15 protein-coding genes are annotated in these 17672 nt (G+C 60.8%); 5 read left to right on the top strand and 10 right to left on the bottom strand.

The genetic code is table 11. The features are described 5' to 3' along the window. Positions 1-343 precede the first annotated feature (343 nt). The gene (gene trmL / locus ENGE1_RS20955) at positions 344-817 is read left to right on the top strand and encodes a tRNA (uridine(34)/cytosine(34)/5-carboxymethylaminomethyluridine(34)-2'-O)-methyltransferase TrmL (protein WP_043081075.1); all 474 of its coding nucleotides are present in this window, start codon (positions 344-346) and stop codon (positions 815-817) included. On the opposite strand, the gene cysE is transcribed toward trmL, so the two are convergent. The 5 genes from cysE to ENGE1_RS20930 all read right to left on the bottom strand — a co-directional run bounded on the left by cysE (position 814) and on the right by ENGE1_RS20930 (position 3903). Next, a complete protein-coding gene (gene cysE / locus ENGE1_RS20950) occupies positions 814-1632 on the bottom strand; it encodes a serine O-acetyltransferase (protein WP_043081076.1) in 819 nt (272 codons plus the stop codon). The two genes, trmL and cysE, sit on opposite strands and share 4 nt — an antisense overlap. A 62-nt stretch (positions 1633-1694) precedes the next feature. Then, positions 1695-2714 carry an NAD(P)H-dependent glycerol-3-phosphate dehydrogenase gene (gpsA, locus tag ENGE1_RS20945; RefSeq protein ID WP_048255033.1) on the bottom strand — a complete coding sequence of 340 codons (1020 nt, stop codon included), beginning with the start codon at positions 2712-2714 and terminating at the stop codon, positions 1695-1697. Then, positions 2714-3184 (bottom strand): protein-export chaperone SecB, encoded by a 471-nt coding sequence (gene secB / locus ENGE1_RS20940; RefSeq protein ID WP_043081078.1) that lies wholly within the window; start codon positions 3182-3184, stop codon positions 2714-2716. Before secB ends, gpsA begins: the two co-directional genes overlap by 1 nt. Before the next feature lie 23 nt (positions 3185-3207). Beyond that, a complete protein-coding gene (gene grxC, locus ENGE1_RS20935) occupies positions 3208-3459 on the bottom strand; it encodes a glutaredoxin 3 (RefSeq protein WP_045290640.1) in 252 nt (83 codons plus the stop codon). Positions 3460-3471: 12 nt separating this feature from the next. Next, positions 3472-3903: a rhodanese-like domain-containing protein gene (locus ENGE1_RS20930; RefSeq protein ID WP_043081080.1), complete on the bottom strand. Its 432-nt coding sequence runs from the start codon at positions 3901-3903 to the stop codon at positions 3472-3474. 248 nt (positions 3904-4151) lie between these two features. Here ENGE1_RS20930 and gpmM point away from each other — a divergent pair, with 248 nt between their 5' ends. From gpmM to ENGE1_RS20915, 3 genes are read left to right on the top strand one after another with little or no spacing between them, the layout of a single operon-like run. Beyond that, a complete protein-coding gene (gene gpmM / locus ENGE1_RS20925; RefSeq protein WP_048255036.1) occupies positions 4152-5696 on the top strand; it encodes a 2,3-bisphosphoglycerate-independent phosphoglycerate mutase in 1545 nt (514 codons plus the stop codon). A 9-nt stretch (positions 5697-5705) separates the two neighbouring features. Next, positions 5706-6977, top strand: a complete 1272-nt coding sequence (gene envC / locus ENGE1_RS20920) for a murein hydrolase activator EnvC (RefSeq protein ID WP_048255038.1) — start codon at positions 5706-5708, stop codon at positions 6975-6977. Positions 6978-6980: 3 nt separating this feature from the next. Then, the gene (locus tag ENGE1_RS20915) at positions 6981-7919 is read left to right on the top strand and encodes a divergent polysaccharide deacetylase family protein (RefSeq protein WP_043081083.1); all 939 of its coding nucleotides are present in this window, start codon (positions 6981-6983) and stop codon (positions 7917-7919) included. Between the two features lie 540 nt (positions 7920-8459). On the opposite strand, the gene ENGE1_RS20910 is transcribed toward ENGE1_RS20915, so the two are convergent. Together ENGE1_RS20910 and pdeH are read right to left on the bottom strand one after the other, a co-directional pair. After that, positions 8460-10499 carry an AsmA family protein gene (locus ENGE1_RS20910; RefSeq protein ID WP_048255039.1) on the bottom strand — a complete coding sequence of 680 codons (2040 nt, stop codon included), beginning with the start codon at positions 10497-10499 and terminating at the stop codon, positions 8460-8462. Between the two features lie 56 nt (positions 10500-10555). Continuing rightward, positions 10556-11329: a cyclic-guanylate-specific phosphodiesterase gene (gene pdeH, locus ENGE1_RS20905; RefSeq protein WP_048255041.1), complete on the bottom strand. Its 774-nt coding sequence runs from the start codon at positions 11327-11329 to the stop codon at positions 10556-10558. A gap of 214 nt (positions 11330-11543) precedes the next feature. On the opposite strand from pdeH, the gene kdgK reads away from it, so the two are divergent. Continuing rightward, on the top strand, positions 11544-12473 hold the full coding sequence (kdgK, locus tag ENGE1_RS20900) for a 2-dehydro-3-deoxygluconokinase (protein WP_043081086.1): 930 nt from the start codon (positions 11544-11546) through the stop codon (positions 12471-12473). Between the two features lie 39 nt (positions 12474-12512). On the opposite strand, the gene ENGE1_RS20895 is transcribed toward kdgK, so the two are convergent. The 3 genes from ENGE1_RS20895 to ENGE1_RS20885 all read right to left on the bottom strand — a co-directional run bounded on the left by ENGE1_RS20895 (position 12513) and on the right by ENGE1_RS20885 (position 17615). Further along, positions 12513-14006, bottom strand: a complete 1494-nt coding sequence (locus ENGE1_RS20895; protein ID WP_048255043.1) for a M16 family metallopeptidase — start codon at positions 14004-14006, stop codon at positions 12513-12515. Between the two features lie 182 nt (positions 14007-14188). Beyond that, positions 14189-15472 carry a dicarboxylate/amino acid:cation symporter gene (locus ENGE1_RS20890; protein ID WP_043081088.1) on the bottom strand — a complete coding sequence of 428 codons (1284 nt, stop codon included), beginning with the start codon at positions 15470-15472 and terminating at the stop codon, positions 14189-14191. Between the two features lie 145 nt (positions 15473-15617). Continuing rightward, on the bottom strand, positions 15618-17615 hold the full coding sequence (locus ENGE1_RS20885; RefSeq protein WP_043081089.1) for a sensor domain-containing phosphodiesterase: 1998 nt from the start codon (positions 17613-17615) through the stop codon (positions 15618-15620). Between the last annotated feature and the right edge of the window lie 57 nt (positions 17616-17672).

The raw sequence follows: 17672 nt of genomic DNA, 5'->3' as shown, positions 1-17672 counted from the left end.
AGCCGCCGCGCCCTTAGCAATCCCGGCTCCCGGCAACAAAAATCGCCGCTGCGCGGAACCTCAGATTCTGACGTCTGGCTTTCGGGTACGGCTCGACTCGGCATCCATGCCTCGTTTCGCCTCAGCCCGCCTCCCTGCGGGCTGCCCCGGCCAGACGTCAGAATCTGAGGCGATTTTTAGCCGGAACTTAAAACCCTCAGCCAAGATAAGCGTCGGGCTGGCTTATCCTGGCTGAGGGTTTGTGTATAAGAGACAGCCTTTGGAGAAAGAGTTAAGGTGAGGCCCAACTTTTTCCGCTGCTGCCGATTTCTGCTATCCTGCCCCCCGCTATCAAGGGGGCAGTATGCTTAACATCGTCTTATTCGAACCAGAGATCCCGCCGAACACCGGCAATATCATTCGCCTGTGCGCCAACACCGGCTTTCGCCTGCACATTATCGAGCCGATGGGCTTTGCCTGGGACGATAAACGCCTGCGCCGGGCGGGGCTGGACTACCACGAGTTCGCCGCCGTGCAGCGCCACGCCGACTACGCCGCCTTCCTGGCCGCTGAAGCTCCGCAGCGCCTGTTCGCCCTCACCACCAAAGGCACGCCGGCCCACAGCGCGGTGAGCTATCAGGAAGGGGACTATCTGATGTTTGGCCCGGAGACGCGCGGCCTGCCCGCCGCTATTCTTGACGCGCTGCCTGCCGGGCAGAAGATCCGCATTCCGATGATGCCGGACAGCCGCAGCATGAACCTGTCTAACGCGGTGTCGGTGGTGGTGTATGAGGCCTGGCGCCAGCTGGGATATGCCGGCGCGGTGCTCAGAGATTAGATGCCGTCGCCGTACTCAAAGGATTGGTGGCCGTTAAAGTGCTGATCCATATCCATTGACGGCATATCGCTGTCCGGCCTACCGACGATGCGCGCCGGTACGCCGGCGGCGGTGGTGTGCGGCGGTACGGGCTGCAGGACCACGGAGCCGGCGCCGATCTTAGCCCCGGCGCCCACTTCGATATTGCCGAGAATTTTTGCTCCGGCGCCGATCATTACGCCTTCGCGAATTTTCGGATGGCGATCGCCGCTGGTCTTGCCGGTCCCGCCGAGGGTGACCGACTGCAGGATTGAGACGTCGTTTTCAATCACCGCCGTTTCGCCCACGACAATGCCGGTGGCGTGGTCAAGCATGATGCCGCGGCCAATCTTCGCCGCCGGATGAATATCGACCTGAAAAGTGACCGACACCTGATTCTGCAGGAAAATCGCCAGCGCCTGGCGGCCCTGGTGCCACAGCCAGTGGCCGATGCGGTAGGCCTGCAGGGCGTGGAAGCCTTTGAGGTAAAGCAGCGGCGTGGAGTATTTATCGACGGCCGGGTCGCGGGTGCGCACCGCCTGAATGTCGCAGGCGGCGGAGGCGATCATTTCCGGATCGGCGGCGTAGGCCTCTTCGACCACTTCGCGGATGGCGATAGCGGGCATGATCGGCGACGCCAGCTTGTTCGCCAGCATATAGCTCAGGGCGCTGCCGAGGTTCTCATGTTTGAGGAGAGTTGCGTGATAGAAACTGGCCAGCATCGGCTCACAGTCGGCCAGCGCCCGGGCTTCGGCTTTAATATTTTTCCAGACAATTTCCAGTTCTACACACGGCATTGCTCACTCCAGGGACGATGGAAACGACCGGCCAGTTCTGCGCCGGCCGGGTCATTCAGGGGTTAGTCGTGGCTGCGCTCATCTTTGCGGGCGCGACCTAATAAGGTCAATGCTGCCTCGCGCGCGTTTTTTCCGCAATACAGTACCTGATATATTTCCTCGGTAATCGGCATTTCGACGCCGAAGCGCTGCGCCAGCGCCCTTACCTCTTTGGTATTGCGATAGCCTTCCACCACCTGACCAATTTCGTCCTGGGCGGTCTGCACATCCTGCCCCTGGCCGAGCTTCATGCCGAAGCGGCGGTTGCGCGACTGGTTGTCGGTACAGGTCAGCACCAGATCGCCCAGCCCCGCCATGCCCATAAAGGTGGCGGCATCGGCGCCGAGCGCCGTTCCCAGGCGGGTCATTTCCGTCAGACCGCGGGTGATCAGCGCCGTACGGGCATTGGCGCCAAAGCCGATGCCGTCTGACATCCCGGCACCGATGGCGATGACGTTCTTCACCGCGCCGCCCAGCTGTACGCCGATAAAATCGGGGTTGTTGTAGACGCGGAAGCTCTTGCCGCAGTGCAGCAGGGTCTGCAGGTCATCGGCGAACTGCGGGTCCGGGGAGGCCAGCGAGATGGCGGTCGGCAGTCCGGCGGCCAGCTCTTTGGCAAAGGTCGGGCCGGAAATCACCGCCAACGGGATCGCATCGCCCAGCGCTTCGCGGGCCACGTCCTGCAGCAGGCGGCCGGTTTCGGCCTCCAGCCCCTTGGTTGCCCACACCAGGCGCGCGTCGGGGCGCAGCAGCGGCTTCAGCTGGCGCAGCACGTCGCCAAAGACGTGGCTCGGCACCACCACCAGAATATCGCGGCTGGCGGCCAGCGCCTGCGCAAGGTCGCTTTCAAGGTGAAGCGTGTCGGGAAAAGGGACGTCGGGGAGGAAAGCCACGTTGCAGCGGTCGCGCTCAAGGGTCGCGATGTGCTGAGGGTCGTGTCCCCACAGCACCACCTCGTGGCCATTTCTTGCCAGGGTGATGGCAAGAGCGGTGCCGTACGAGCCGGCACCGATCACAGTCATTGCAGCATTACGTGCGTTCATCAGGCATCCTGATGTTGTTCAGCACCTTCGCCGCCAGCCTGCTGCTGCAGATAGTTCATAAACAGCGCATCAAAGTTGACCGGCGCAAGGTTCAGTTGCGGGAATGTGCCGCGACCCACCAGGCTTGTGATGCACTCGCGGGCATACGGGAACAGAATGTTCGGGCAGTATGCACCCAGGCAGTGCGCCAGCTGGTTGCCGTCGATACCTTCGATGGAGAAAATACCGGCCTGCTGTGCTTCGCACAGGAACGCGGTCTCTTCGCCCAGGGAAGCGGTAACGGTCACGCGCAGCACGACTTCGTACACGCCTTCTGCCAGCTGGGTAGAGGCGGTATCCAGATCAAGTTTAACCTCTGGCTGCCACTCTTTCTGGAAAACGTGCGGCGCGTTCGGTGCTTCGTAGGAAACGTCCTTGGTGTAAATGCGCTGGATCTGGAAAGTCATTTCCGGGTTGTTTTGTTCTGACATCTTTTTGTCCTTAAAAGGGAAAATTAACGCAACAGCGGATCGAGTCCACCACGCGCATCAAGTGCATACAAGTCATCGCAGCCGCCAATGTGCTGCGCATCAATAAAAATCTGCGGCACCGTGGTGCGGCCACTACGTTCAATCATCTCTTCACGCTTTGCGGCGTCGCCGTCGATAGGCAGCTCCGAAAAGCTGACGCCTTTGCTGCTCAGCAGCGCTTTCGCGCGGTGGCAGAACGGGCATGTTGCTTTGGTATAGATCTCAATATTGGCCATAAAACACCTCGATTATTTGCCACGAACGAGCGGCAGGTTCTCGCCGCTCCAGCCCGCCACGCCGTCCTTAAGAACGAATACGCGCTCGAAGCCCGCTTTGTTCAGCGCGCTTGCCGGATCCTGCGCCTGCATACCGGAACCATCAACCACAATAATGGGTTTATCTTTATGCTTTTCAAGCTCGCCCAGATTATTGGCCTTAATGTCGGTCGGCAGCAGGTTAATGGCGCTGGCGATGTGGCCTTTGCGGAAATCATCGCGCTGGCGCAGATCGACCACCACGGCGTCTTCTTTATTGATCAGGCGCGTCGCTTCACCGCGGGTGATCACTTTCACCTTCGAGGTGAGCCCTTTCAGGCTGGTAACAATGACGGCTGCCAGCAGGCCAATCCACGCGATGCTCAGAACAGGGTGGCGACCAACAAATTGCATAATTTCTTGCATGGGGGGTACAGACTCCCGACTGTGTGATTAAAAAAACCAGCAGGGAGTATACCTGTGCGTGGTGGCAAATACAGCAAAGCGAACGCCTCCGGATTTAATTTCTGCGCACCAGGCCGTGAAAATCACGGTCAAATGCGGCTGATGAAACGCCCTCCTGACCCGATCTTTGATCTTGGGCGTCAGTTTGATCGATTCAGCTGTAGTAAAATTACGCAAATTTTTTCTCTTTGAGCATAGAGGTTGTCGCAATGTCGGTTACGAAAAAACCTATGGTACTGGTGATTCTGGATGGCTACGGCTACCGCGAAGATCAGCAGGATAACGCGATTTTCAGCGCAAAAACGCCGGTGATGGATAGCCTGTGGGCAACGCGTCCGCATACCCTGATCGATGCCTCGGGCCTCGAAGTGGGTCTCCCGGACGGTCAGATGGGTAACTCCGAAGTCGGTCACGTCAACCTGGGCGCCGGCCGCATCGTCTATCAGGACCTGACGCGCCTGGACGTGGCAATCAAAGAGCGCACCTTCTTTGAAAACAGCGTCCTGACCGGCGCCGTTGATAAAGCCGTTGCCGCAGGTAAAGCCGTGCACATCATGGGCCTGCTCTCCCCCGGCGGCGTGCACAGCCACGAAGACCACATCATGGCGATGGTGGAACTGGCCGCCGAACGCGGTGCGGAAAAAATCTACCTGCACGCCTTCCTCGACGGCCGCGATACGCCGCCGCGCAGCGCCAGACCGTCGCTGGAGAAATTCGCCGCCAAATTTGCCGCGCTGGGCAAAGGCCGCATCGCCTCCCTGATTGGCCGCTACTACGCCATGGACCGCGATAACCGCTGGGACCGCGTTGAGCAGGCCTACGATCTGATGACCCTGGCTAAAGGCGAGTTTGAGTTCGACAGCGCCGTTGCCGGTCTGGACGCGGCCTACGCCCGCGATGAGAACGACGAGTTCGTTAAAGCCACCGTCATTCGCGCCGCAGGCGAAGACAGCGCGGCAATGGAAGACGGCGACGCGCTGATCTTTATGAACTTCCGCGCCGACCGCGCCCGCGAAATCACCCGCGCGTTCGTCAACAGCGACTTTGACGGCTTTGCCCGCAAAAAAGTGGTCAACCTCGACTACATCATGCTGACCGAATACGCCGCCGACATTAAAGCGCCGTGCGCCTACCCGCCCGCGTCGCTGGCGAACACCTTCGGCGAGTGGATGGCGAAGCACGATAAAACCCAGCTGCGCATCTCTGAAACCGAGAAATACGCCCACGTGACCTTCTTCTTTAACGGCGGCGTTGAAGCGCCGTTCGCCGGTGAAGAGCGCATTCTGATCAACTCGCCGAAAGTTGCCACCTACGACCTGCAGCCGGAGATGAGCTCCGCCGAGCTGACTGAAAAGCTGGTTGGCGCCATCAAGGGCGGCAAGTTCGACGCCATCATCTGTAACTACCCGAACGGCGATATGGTCGGCCATACCGGGGTGATGGAAGCCGCCGTCAAAGCGGTGGAAGCGCTGGACCACTGCATCGATGAAGTGAGCAAAGCGGTCGAGTCCGTCGGCGGCCAGCTGCTGATCACCGCCGACCACGGTAACGCCGAGCAGATGCGCGATCCCGCCACCGGCCAGGCGCACACCGCGCACACCAGCCTGCCGGTGCCGCTGATCTACGTTGGCGACAAAGCGCTGAAGCCGGTCGAAGGCGGCAAGCTGTCGGATATTGCGCCGACCATGCTGTCGCTGATGGGAATGGCGATCCCGCAAGAGATGACTGGTAAGCCGCTGTTCATCGTGGAATAATCCCTCCCCATGAGGGGAACGGCGATAAATTCCAGAACATGGATTGCGACGGTAGTCCGATCCGTATGCTACGCCAGCGCGCTCAGCGCTGGCGTATTGCTGTGCGCGTCATATGCCCGGGCCGATGACCGCGACCAGCTGAAATCCATTCAGGCCGATATCGCCGCCAAAGAGCGCGCGGTACGCCAGCAGCAGCAGCAGCGCGCCTCCCTGCTCGCCCAGCTTAAGGCCCAGGAGCAGGCCATCGCCGCCGCCGCCCGCACGCTTCGCGAGACTCAGGACTCGCTGGCGCAGATCAATAAGCAGGTTGACGCCATGAATGCGTCGCTTGCGAAGCTCGAAAAGCAGAAGGCCGTGCAGGAGAAAAATCTCGCGGCCCAGCTCGATGCCGCCTTCCGCCAGGGTGAACACACCGGAATTCAGATGATTCTGAGCGGTGAAGAGGGCCAGCGCGCCCAGCGCCTGCAGGCCTACTTCGGCTACCTCAACCAGGCCCGGCAGGAGACCATCGCCCAGCTTAAGCAAACCCGCGAAGACGTCGCCGCGCAGAAGGCGGCGCTGGAAGAGAAGCAGAGCCAGCAGCAGACCCTGCTGTACGAGCAGAAGGCCCAGCAGGCGAAGCTTGAGCAGGCGCGCAACGAGCGTAAGAAAACCCTCTCCGGACTCGAATCCTCTATTCAGGCAGGCCAGCAGCAGCTGGGCGAAATGCGCGCCAACGAGTCGCGCCTGCGCAGCAGCATCGCCCGCGCAGAGGCCGCCGCCAAGGCCCGCGCCGATCGCGAAGCGCGCGACGCCCAGGCGGTGCGCAACAAGCAGCAGGACGCCTCCCGCAAAGGCACCACCTACAAGCCGACCGAAAGCGAGCGCTCGCTGATGTCCCGCACCGGCGGGCTCGGCTCGCCGCGCGGACAGGCCTACTGGCCGGTGCGCGGCCCGATCCTCCACCGCTACGGCGAACAGCTCCAGGGTGAGCTACGCTGGAAGGGCATGGTTATCGGCGCCTCTGAAGGCACCGACGTGCGGGCCATTGCCGACGGCCGGGTGATCCTCGCCGACTGGCTGCAGGGCTACGGCCTGGTGGTGGTGGTCGAGCACGGCAAAGGCGACATGAGTCTGTACGGCTATAACCAGAGCGCGCTGGTCAGCGTCGGAACCCAGGTTCGCGCCGGCCAGCCGATTGCCCTCGTGGGCAGCAGCGGCGGCCAGGGCAGACCGTCGCTCTACTTCGAAATTCGCCGCCAGGGTCAGGCGGTCAATCCACAGCCGTGGTTGGGAAGATAAGTTTTGCTTCAATTTCGCGCTATTGTGTTATCCGCCGTCGCTGCTTTAGCGATAGCGGCTCCGGTCCACGCCGGTAAACTGGCTATCGTTATCGACGATTTCGGCTATCGCCCGCACCAGGAGAATCAGGTGCTGGCCCTGCCGAACGCGGTCTCGGTTGCCGTCCTGCCTAATGCGCCCCACGCCCATGAGATGGCGACCAAAGCCCACAGCGGCGGTCACGAGGTGCTGATCCATCTGCCGATGGCGCCGCTCAGCAAGCAGCCGCTGGAAAAAGATACCCTGCGCCCGGAGATGAGCAGCGAGGAGATCGAGCGCATCATCCGCGATGCGGTGAACAAGGTGCCCTACGCCGTGGGTCTGAACAACCATATGGGCAGCGCCATGACCTCCAGCCTGTTCGGCATGCAGAAGGTGATGCAGACCCTTAGCCACTATAATCTCTACTTCCTCGACAGCATGACCATCGGCAACAGCCAGGCCATGCGCGCCGCCGCCGGCACCGGCGTGAAGGTGATTAAGCGCCGGGTATTCCTCGACGATACCCAGAACGAGGCCGACATCCGCAGCCAGTTTAACCGCGCGGTGCAGCTGGCGCGCCGCAACGGCTCCACCATCGCCATCGGCCACCCGCACCCGACAACGGTGCGCGTGCTGCAGCAGATGATTTACAGCCTGCCGCCGGATATCACCCTCGTGCGCCCGAGCAGCCTGCTCAACGAACCGCAGGTGGATACCTCGACGCCGGGCAGCGCCCGGCCGCCGGTCAGTCAGCCCGCCCAGCCGCCGCGCAATCCGTTCCGCGCCGCGAAGCTGTGTAAGCCGAAAAAACCGATTGAGCCGGTGTACGCCAGCCGCTTCTTTGAGGTACTCGGAGAGAGCATCAGCAACAGCACGCTGGTGCAGTATATGACGCTGCAGTGGCAGGGCTGGGGTAAGTAAGGTTCTGCCCACAAACGCCCGGCGGCGCTGCGCTTACCGGGCCTACGCACTCAGACGCCGCCGGTAGTGTAGATACTTTTATGGCCTGTAAATACAAAATCCCATTCTGTACAGGATTGTGGAAGAGTTCCGTTCACTCGCAGCACTCTGCTTCTCTGTAAGAATTTCTGCGGTGAACGTGCAAAAGGGGCTCGCCGCCGCCCCCTTTGCAATCCCGGCTCCCGGCAACAAAAATCGCCGCTGCGCGGAACCTCAGATTCTGCCGTCTGGCTTTCGGGTACGGCTCGACTCGTGATTACTCGGCCCATCCCTGGGCCTCGCCCCTCCGGGGGCCAATGCTGCGCATTATTCAAAATCGTTCCGGACGATTTTGTCCATGCCTCGTTTCGCCTCAGCCCGCATCCCTGCGGGCTGCCCCGGCCAGACGGCAGAATCTGAGGCGATTTTAAGCCGGACTTTTAACACCCTCAGTAAATTAACCACCTTTGCCTGATTTTGTAGGCCGGGCAAGCGCAGCGCCGCCCGGCAAAAACCGCTCTGCTACTTCTTCAGCTGCGACAAGATCGCATGGCACTGATTGTTATCGCCTTCCGACGGTGAGATCAGCGCCAGCAGCGCCGCCGCCGGGGTGACCAGCGTCGCCAGCGCGGCGGCGACCGCGCCGCGCACGATAAGCGGCCCCGGCTTAACGCCGTAGTCCGGGTGCTTGAAGGTACCGCGCACGTACAGCGGCGAGCGCAGGGTAATCACCCGCAGACCCTTACTCTCAGGATCGATGGTTAAATCCATCTGCTCGGAGGCAAAGCGCAGATTACCGGTGACGTTGACCAGCGCGTTTTGCGTATCAAAGGCGAAGATCCGCGGCGTCACCACGCCGCTGCGGATATCGAGGTTCGCCGCCGCGCAGTTGACCCGCACCTCATCGTCGCCAAAGATCTGCCCGACGATAAAGTTGCCGACGTTGAGGCCCAGGATCTCCATCAGGTTGCGGCTCACCACCCCGTCGTTCATCAACAGCTTGAGGCTGCCGTTGCTCGAACCAAGCAGCGCCGCCACCGAGTTGCCGGTTCCCTGCAGCTTCGCGTCGCCGTTAAGCTCGCCGATGGTTTTCTGCATCATCTCCGCTTTCGGCATCAGCTCTTTGAGGCGCAGCCGCCGGGCCTGAATATCCGCCTCGCCGCGCATCGGCTTTCTGTTACCGGCGAGGTGAATATCGGCGTCAATGGTGCCGCTGGCCATGCCAAACTTGATCGGCTGCAGCCGCAGGTCGCCGTTTTCAAGGATAACGTGGGTGGAGAGATTATTCAGCGGCAGCGTCGTACCGTGCTCGATGCGGTTGCCCTTAAAGCGCACGTCCGCGTCCATGACGTCCCACTTGTCGGTCTCAAAGCGGTCGTAGGGCAGCACTTTGTCCGCAGGCTGAACGTCTTTCTTCACCTCCGCCGATTTGGTGCCCTTCCCGGAGTCCACGCCGATAAGCGGCCCCAGGTCCGCCAGCCGCAGCTGTTTCGATACCAGATCGCCGCTCAGCTTCGGGCGTGGCTTGCCGGTGGAATACTTCAGCGAGCCGTGGATGTCGCTGTCGCCGATGCGGCCGTTGAAGTCGCGGTAATCAAACACCGAGCCTTTATCGGCGTCGATTTTCGCCACCAGCCGACCGTCAGTTTCAAACGGCGGCGAGTCCGGCAGCAGCACGCCGGTGAGATCGTAGAGATTGCCGAGCGAGTCGCCGGAAAACTTCAGCCGCAGATCGACGCCGCCCATTTTCATCGGATCGTTGACCGTACCACTGAACGCCACCCGGGTATTACCGGAGCGAAAGTCCGCCTGCACCGGGAAGGGCGTCCCCTCGCTTTTAAGCGCCAGCATGCCGCCGATTTTGCCGCTGCCGGTGAGCGGCTCGCCGTTATAGCGGCCGCTGGCCTTGAGGCCAAAGACGTAGTCGCCCGCTTTTTTGTCGCCCTTGCCCGCATCGCCCGTCACTTCGCTAAACGGCAGCGGCTTGCCCAGCGGATCGACGAGGATCTCAATATCGGCGCGGGTCACCTTGTCGTCGATGGCGATCCGCCCGCGATCGAAGAGAATATTGTCGAGCCGGAAGGACCACGCGGACGGCTGTTTATCTTTATCGCCCTCTTTGTCAGAGGCCAGATTGAAGGTCCAGTTGTTGGTTTTTTCCGACAGGCGAATGATGCGCGCGTCCGGCTGCACCAGCTTGATCCACGGCAGGTAGACGGTTTTGCTCAGCAGCGACAGCGGCGCCAGGGTGGCCTCCACGCGCGGCAGATGGACCATCGTCACCTGCGGAATATCCGGCGGATTGCCGAGGATAACATCGTCGGCGTGGACGTGCGGCCACGGCACCCAGCTTCGCCAGCCGCGCTCCGAGGGCTGCCGCTCCCAGACCACCCCAAGATCGCCGCGAATGGCAAAGGGGCGGTTCAGCTCCGCCGAGACTTTCTGATTAATGGTCGGCTTGAGCCGGTTCCAGTCAAAGGTCGCAATGAAAATGATCGCAACCACAATGAGCAGCACCAGCGTCCCTGAAACGATGCTGATGGCCTTTTTGGTTTTTGTCATGCCGGGAGCACTCCTGTTTTTCCTCACCATTCATGACTATAGCTGAGGGTTGCGGATCAGGAGAGATTGAGTGCCACCTCACTCAGACGGCTGATGGGAGCCGGGCGCGATAAAAAATAGCCCTGGGCCGCGAAGGCCGGGGAGTCCTGAACGGCCCGCCACTCCTCCTCCGTTTCGACGCCTTCAACGATAACGCCGCGGCAGTAGCGGTTCATCAGCAGGATAAGCTGACCAAACAGGGTGTGCCCCTCCGGACTTTGCCGCAGCATGATGAACAGCTCCCGGGCAAGCTTAATAAAGTCGTATTTGACCTCACCAAGCGCTGAAAAATTCGCCAGACCGGTGCCGAAATCATCCAGCCACAGCGGGCCAAACTCGCTCAGGCTGGTAACCGGGGCGTCGTCCGGCAGCCGGGCATGCTCCACCAGCTCAAAGCGCAGCCACGGCGAGTCATCGATCAGCGCCATCAGAGAGGGATCCTGGCGCATCACCAGCAGCGTGGGCCCGTCAACGTTAACCGAGACCAGGATCTCGTTGCGGATAAACAGGCTGCGGTGCTCAAAGAGCATCGCCAGCTGCTCTTTCACCACGTCAAGACGCTGGCGCACGGCCACTTCGGAGAAATAGCGGTCCGGGGCGATATATTTTCCCGGATGGGCCGGATGCGTCACGACCGTCAGCAGCTCAATGGCCATCAGCCTGCCGCAGGTCCGGTAGATTGGCTGCCAGGTATATGCCCGCTCGCACTCCAGCCAGTAGCGGCGCTCCTGCAGGCTTTCAAACCCACCGTCGGGAACATTTATCTGCCGGATAACCTGACTTAACTTCATCGCCGTTTTCCTGTTAAGTACTGAATCAGTGATGATGCATTACAGCATTATCGGCAGCCCTAAGCAGAACTTTATCACTCACGACGGCGCTTTTAATACCGGAATACGCGTTAGCTCAAAGAAATAATGGAACGTTGTTTTAATATCATTGACCACCTCTGTGGCTCAGCGCACACTAGCGCTGTTTTTCGATTCCGGATTGGGTTTGACGACTATGTCTAAAAAAATTGCCGTCATCGGCGAATGCATGATTGAGCTGTCGGAACAGGGCTCCGCGGTGAATCGCGGCTTTGGCGGCGATACTTTAAACACTTCCGTCTATATTGCCCGCCAGGTAGACGAAGCAGACCTGCAGGTCTGCTACGTAACCGCGCTGGGCACTGATACCTTCAGCCAGCAGATGATGGACGCCTGGCAGGCCGAGCGGGTGCAGACGTCGCTTATCCAGCGCATGGAAAACCGTCTGCCGGGACTCTACTACATTGAAACCGATGAAACCGGCGAGCGCACGTTCTACTACTGGCGCAACGAAGCGGCGGCAAAGTTCTGGCTGGAGAGCGACCAGGCGTCTGAGATTTGCGAAGCGCTGGCGACGTTTGACTATCTCTACCTGAGCGGCATCAGCCTGGCTATCTTAAGCCCGGCCAGCCGCGAAAAGCTGTTCTCCCTGCTGCGCGAATGCCGCGCCAACGGCGGTAAGGTTATCTTTGATAACAACTATCGCCCCCGGCTGTGGGGCAGCCGCGAAGAGACGCAGCGGATCTATCAGCAGATGCTGACCTGCACCGATATCGCGTTCCTGACGCTTGATGACGAAGATGCGCTGTGGGGCGTGAAGCCGGTTGAGGAAGTGATTGCCCGCACGCAGGCCGCCGGCGTTAGCGAGGTGGTGATTAAGCGCGGCGCAGACTCCTGCCTGGTGGCAATCAGCGGCGAGGCGCTGGCGGAAGTACCGGCGGTGAAGCTGCCGAAAGAGAAGGTGGTTGATACTACTGCAGCCGGGGACTCCTTCAGCGCCGGCTATCTGGCCGTGCGTCTCACCGGCGGCAGCGCGGAAGAGGCGGCAAAGCGCGGTCACCTGACGGCCAGCACGGTGATTCAGTACCGCGGGGCAATCATTCCCCGCGAGGCCATGCCGGCCTGACCGTTCGGCCCTCTCCGGTCCGGGAGAGGGCTTTTAACATCACTGCTGTCCGGCAGGAATATCCGTCACGTCCTGATGCGCGGCGTCTGCGGCGACCGGCGCGGGTGCTGCCGACGGCGCCATCAGCTTATCCCACGTCGCCTGCAGCTCCTTCATATTAAATTCCGGCTCGCCCTTCGGCAGATGCAGCACCAGCGCCATCTCCTGCGACAGCTGCTGGCGCAGGTCCTGGTTGAGGCCGTTGAGCGTTAGCGAGTCGAGAAAGCCCTCGCGCAGCTTCTGGTACTGCTCAGGCGCAATGTCCACCACCTGATTCTGCAGCGAGCGCAGCCGCTGGCCCATCAGCACGCGGGTATCGGTGCGGGCGTAGGTGGCAAACAGCTTCTGCAGCTCAAGGTTTTTCTGCGCCACCAGCGCGTCAAACTCCTCCTGAGACAGCCCGCGATCGCGCACCTCTGCCAGCGCCTTTGCCAGCAGGTCAAGGTTGCCGTTGAGGCTGTCGTAGGGCGAGTCCAGGTTGATGCCGCACTGGGCGCGCAGCCAGATAACCCGGCAGTCGAAGCCGAGGCCGGTATCCTTCATATTATTCTTGCTCAGCTGCTGCTGGACGTGCCAGAACAGCGCTTCGCGCGCCAGGTCGGCGCGCCAGTAGCGCTCCAGCGCGGCCGAGTCGCGGATCGGCGACCACGGCGTATCCCACATAATGGCCAGCCGCGGCTGGGTCACCGTATCACTCATGATGCTGACCGGCGCGGTGGGCAGCGGCGAGAGCGTCGGCACCGGCGCCGGCGTTTCGCGTTTACCTTTCAGCTCACCGAAAGTCTTACCGATCTGCTCCGCGACGCTGCGGCTGTCAACGTTGCCGACAATCACCAGCTGCATCGCATCCGGGGTGTACCAGCGGTGGTAGAACTTTTTCAGCTGGGCAATATCGACCGGCTGCTTGACCGGGTCGGAAGGATCGTGGCCGAGCATGGCCGAGCCCTTCAGGCGATAGCGCCACCAGCCGTCCTTCGGGTCCTGCGGCCAGGTCGCCACCATATCTTCACTGCTGAGGGCGTGATTGACGGCCTCCGGCGTGATGTCGACATTGCCGCCGGCGTCCGCGAGCCACGTCAGGGCCTCTTTCAGCAGATCGCTGCGGTTGTTGGGCAGGCTGAGGCTGAACTGGGTGTAGTCATAGGAGACGACGGCGGGCGGCTGCGGGTGTGCGGGCACCATGCTCTGCTGCCACAGCGAACGCGCCTGCGTAGCCTGCAGGCTGCCGCTCTGGGTTAAGGCAAGACGGGAAAGAAGATGGCTGAAGCCGGTCTGCTGGGTACTTTCGGCGAGCGAACCGGCATTGATCTGAAAACGGACCTCGATACGGTCGCTTGGGCGTTGGGGCGTCGCCAGCACCTGCCACTGCAGGCCATTGGCCAGCGTCCCCTGCTGCCAGGCCTGATCGGGCTGGAGTGTTTCAGCCTGCGCGTAGCCAGCCGCCGCCAGTATCAGCATCCCGCCCGCGACGAGTCGAATTTTTTTGCCCTGCATATCAACCCCTGAACAATCCTGGTTATGAGAACGACTCACTGTTGCGGTGAGTTAAAGACGTGATTTAGACCGTATAAACGATTAAATGTCACACGTCTGCGAAAAATTATGGCGAATTATGCGTGGGTGCCCGCAGTCGTTCAAGGACTGCGGGCTATTTGCAGGGATAAGTTAGCGTTTAATTAGGAAATTTCACCCGTTTTCGGGGCGGGAACGCGGTTATTAAGGGTGTCATCAAGCTGCTTCGGGTCGAGTTCTTTGACCCACTTCGCGACCACGATGGTTGCCACGCCGTTTCCGACGAGGTTAGTCAGGGCGCGGGCTTCAGACATAAAGCGGTCGATACCGAGGATCAGCGCCAGCCCGGCGACCGGCAGATGCCCTACCGCAGAAATGGTGGCCGCCAGCACGATAAATCCGCTGCCCGTGACCCCGGCGGCACCTTTCGAAGAGAGCAGCAGCACCACCAGCAGCGTTACCTGATGGAAAATGTCCATATGGCTGTTAGTCGCCTGGGCGATAAACACCGCCGCCATCGTCAGGTATATCGAGGTGCCGTCAAGGTTGAAAGAGTAGCCCGTCGGGATCACCAGCCCCACCACCGATTTGCGGCAGCCGAGCTTCTCCATTTTATCGAGCATCCGCGGCAGCGCCGATTCCGAGGAGGAGGTCCCGAGGACGATCAGCAGCTCTTCGCGAATGTAGCGGATAAATTTAAAGATGCTGAAGCCCGTAGCGCGGGCAATCGAGCCGAGCACCACCACCACGAACAGAATACAGGTGATGTAGAAGCAGACGATCAGCTGCCCCAACTGCACCAGCGTACCGACGCCGTATTTACCGATAGTAAAGGCCATCGCCCCGAAGGCACCGATTGGCGCCAGGCGCATGATCATATTGATGATGCCGAAGATAACCTGCGAGAAGCTCTCGATAACGTTGAAAATCAGCTGGCCCTTGCTGCCCAGGCGATGCAGCGCAAAGCCAAACAGCACCGCAAACAGCAGCACCTGCAGAATGTTGCCGCTGGCGAAAGCGCCGATCACGCTGCCGGGAATGATATCCAGCAGGAAGGCGACGATGCCCTGATCTTTGGCCTGCGCGGCGTAGACGGCAACCGCCTTCGCATCAAGCGTGGAGGGGTCGACGTTCATGCCCGCGCCCGGCTGGACTACGTTGACGATGATAAGGCCAATGATCAGCGCGATGGTACTGACGATTTCAAAGTAGAGCAGCGCCACTGCGCCGGTACGGCCAACCGCCTTCATGCTCTCCATGCCGGCGATGCCCGTCACCACGGTACAGAAGATGACCGGGGCGATGACCATTTTGATGAGCTTAACAAACGCGTCACCAAGCGGTTTCATTTGTGCACCCAGCTCCGGGTAGAAATGGCCCAGCAAAATACCGATAGCAATGGCCGTCAATACCTGAAAATAGAGACTTTTGAACAGAGAGGTTTTCATAGGATGTCCTTAAGATAAAACCACAGGCTGGGTAAGGTTTTTATTCGCCTGCGGCCCTAAAATAACATCCTGTAAACAATTACAGATACAAACAGAAATACAAATATTAAAAACTTTGAGCTGGCTCGCGAAAGCAGGCAACAGGTCAGACGTTTTCACTCCTCTCAGGCACGCAGAGGTAATCCTGATCGAACAGTTCCGGCGGCAGCGCGCGCCCAAAAAGGAAGCCCTGCAGCACGTCGACCCCGGCGTCGCGCAGCCACGCCCGCTGGGCCTCGCTCTCCACGCCTTCGGCGACAATGCCCAGACCGAGCGCCTTCGCCAGCTGCACAATCATGGCGATCACCGTCGAATCGTCAGGCAGCGCGTCGACGAACAGCTTGTCGATTTTGAGAATATCTATCGGCAGCGCCTTCATCTGCTGCAGCTGGCTCAGTCCCGCATAGCCCATGCCGAAATCATCCAGCGCTATCCTGACGCCCGCCGTGCGCAGCGGCCTCAGCGTCGCCATCACCACCTCGGGATCGTCAATTCGCCGGCTCTCGGTCACTTCCAGCACCAGGGTGCCGGGGGCGATACGGTAGCGGTTAAGCAGCTCCAGCGCGCCGGAGAGCATATCGTGATGCATCAGCTGCAGGGCGGAGAGGTTTACCGACAGCGGCATCGCGATGCCCCGGCTCTGCCATGCGGCCAGCTGCTGACAGGCGGCCTCCAGCACCCAGTAGCCGACGGTCACCATCAGGCCGCAGGTCTCGATACGTTCAATCAGGTCGGCCGGCAGCGTCCAGCTGCCGTCGGGCTGGCGCATGCGCAGCAGCGCCTCCGCGCCGGCGACTCTGCCGCTGGCGGCATCGAACTGCGGCTGCAGCCAGAGAGCGAACTGGCGGTTATCCAGCGCGGCCAGAATGTCGCTCTCTTCGGTCAGGCGACGGCGGGCGCTCTCGGCCTGCTGCGGATCGTAGAATTCAATCTTATTCTTGCCCTTACGCCGCGCGGTAAACGCCGCGGAACAGGCCCGGTAATAGAGCTCTGCGGCGCTGAGTTCGCCGTGGAACATGGCAATTCCGATGCTGGCGGCGGGCCGCAGCTGGAACTCGTCGAGCGGCAGGCGCTCGTTTATGAGAGTGAGTACTTGCTGACTTAACGTCACGGCGTGCCCCGGCTCTTTTACGCCGTGGGCCAGAATGGCAAAGTCGCTGGCCCCCGTCTGGCATAGCGCCATGCGCGGCGAGAGCGCAGATTTGATTCTGTCCACTACCGCCAGCAGCAGCGCCTCGCGCTGGCCCTCGGTGAGCACGCCCGCCGTCTCCTGCAGCGTTTCGCAGCCGACAACGATAAGCGCCGTGGTCTTCTGGTCGCTTACCGCCCCGGCAAGCCAGAGGTCGAGAGCGGCCTTATCGGGCAATCCGGAGAGCGGATGGCGGCCGTCACCGGCCGCCAGCTCCTGCTGCAGGATCAGCTGATTGCGGTTATAGCTGCGCACCAGCATGCCGATTTCATCATCATTGTGCAGCCGGGGCTGGGTCAGCTGATGGCCGACCCGCGCCTCGGGAGAGACGTCGGTAATGTCGCGGGCAATGGCCCGCAGCGGGCGGACAATCAGGCGATTGATGCACCACGTCAGCGCCACCGTCAGCATCAGCACCAGAAGAAAGTAAGTGGTCACCAACGTGGAGAGCGCGCTCATCACGAACTTGTAGGTGCGCCAGGAGTCAGACTGCAGCACCAGATAGGCCAGCGGCTGGGGATTCGCCTGCCGCTGCAGGGAGTAGATCGGCAGCGAGATCTGCACCGGCAGCTCGAACAGCCGGGTCACGCTCACCGGCACCGGCCGCTCTTGCGTAAAGCGCATGCGCAGGGCCTGGAACTGGTTGGGCAGCACCACGTCGGCGCGGCTGACGATCCCCGCCGGCTTAATGCGCTCAAGGATGGTTTCCGCCTCGGGAATGTCGCCTTTCAGGATCGCAGATGACAGCGGTTCCCGCACCGAGCGCGCAACCGTCTCCATCTGGGTTGCCACCAGGTAGCGGTGCTGCTGGACAAAGTGGAACAGCAATATGGAACAAAAAATAAACACGAAAACCATGGTGACGCCCGCCACCATGGCCATCTGCTTGATTGTAAGTGAGCGACTGACGCGCAAAAGGAGTCTCCCCGAAATAAACCCGTACGCCCGCGGACGCAACACGATAAGCCGGGT

Source organism: Pluralibacter gergoviae ATCC 33028 = NBRC 105706 (assembly GCF_001598855.1).
In the GTDB taxonomy this organism is placed as follows: Bacteria; Pseudomonadota; Gammaproteobacteria; order Enterobacterales; family Enterobacteriaceae; genus Pluralibacter; species Pluralibacter gergoviae.
Note: the sequence above shows the minus strand (reverse complement) of the source record. Positions and strands in the feature narration are given on the sequence as shown.